The following is a 1362-nucleotide window of genomic DNA, read 5'->3' on the forward strand; positions in this document are numbered from 1 at the left end:
ACTGAAGCATATTTAGGACGGGATTTAATGTGCGTCTTTGACGATGAAGAATTTATTTTAAATGCAGATTTGGATTCGGAAAAAATTAAAAAACTTGATGGATTATTGCTGCATATTACAGCTCAACATAGTAATCATTCCTTAAATTCTAAAATAAAAAATACAACTGACAAAATAGACTGTATTTCCCGTTCCTTTGCTCCAAAGTTAAATGTTTACGAAGATCCTGTCTGTGGCTCTGGGCACTGCCATATTGCTCCTTACTGGATGGTAAAACTGCAAAAGGAAAATTTAATCGCTTATCAGGCTTCAGAACGAAGTGGAACACTTTACTGCGCTCTTGCAGATAATGGAAGAATGAAAATGAGTGGAAAAGCAGCTTTATTTGCAATTTCTGAAATTTTTTATAAATAAGGGGCGTTTCCCCTTATTTTTAATTATAATCTTTTCTCCAAAATAAATATAGAAACAAAAACTAGCAAAAAACCAACTATTTCAATAAAAGAAAATTTTAATCCAAAAATAGCAACAGATAATATTGCTGCAAGTACAGGCTCAAAAGCTGTTAAAATTCCCGCAAGGGAAGAAGAAATATAGTTTAGGCTTGCAATATAAATTAAATAAGCTATAGAAGTTCCTAAAATTACAACAATCATTACTTGAATGATTGATTGTATATTTACATCTCCTTCAATTTTCCAAATTGGATGAATAACATTTGAAATTATGCTCCCTACTATCATTCCCCATCCAACTACTGTAATGCTTCCGTATTTTTTTAAAAGTTTTTTTGGATATGTTGAATAAAAAGCTATCATAATTGCTGAAATTATTCCTAATAATAATGCTTCTAGCGAAACTGATAAATTTGAAAAATTTCCCTTAGTTGCAATAAATATAACTCCTAAAATTGTCATAAGCAACAAAATTACAGTTGAAACAGCTGGAACTTTTTTATTTTTTATAGATTCATAAATAAATATAAAAAATGGTGCAGTAAATTGTAAAATTGTAGCAAATGAAACATTGCTTAATTCGATTGTCTTAAAATATGTATACTGAACTAAATACATTCCTGCTGTCCCAAATAAAATTATTCCAGCACAATCTCTTTTATTTTTTAATGGTTTTAAAACAGATTTTTTTTCAATGAAGATAACAATTAAAAATAGTAAAATTCCAGAAATTAATGTTCTAGTTGAAACTAACCAGTCTGAAGAAAAATTGAATTTTTTAAAAAGAATTTCTCCAGAAATTCCTGAAATAGCCCATAAACTTGAAGCTAGACTAGCCAATGTCATTCCACGTAACTTTATTTTAGTTTCCATACTCATCTTTCCTTTCAAATACATAACGATTCTC

The 1362-nt window shown here is 29.1% G+C and carries 2 protein-coding genes; one reads left to right on the forward strand and one right to left on the reverse strand.

The features are described 5' to 3' along the window. A partial coding sequence (locus Q0370_RS01075; RefSeq protein ID WP_299570929.1) for a PhzF family phenazine biosynthesis protein occupies positions 1-414 on the forward strand: 414 nt, incomplete at its 5' end. 23 nt (positions 415-437) lie between these two features. Here the strand turns inward: Q0370_RS01075 and Q0370_RS01080 are convergent. Beyond that, on the reverse strand, positions 438-1362 hold a 925-nt coding region (locus Q0370_RS01080), incomplete at its 5' end, for an EamA family transporter (RefSeq protein WP_299570932.1).

The sequence above is a fragment of the uncultured Leptotrichia sp. genome, assembly GCF_938036635.1.
In the GTDB taxonomy this organism is placed as follows: domain Bacteria; phylum Fusobacteriota; class Fusobacteriia; order Fusobacteriales; family Leptotrichiaceae; genus Leptotrichia; species Leptotrichia hongkongensis.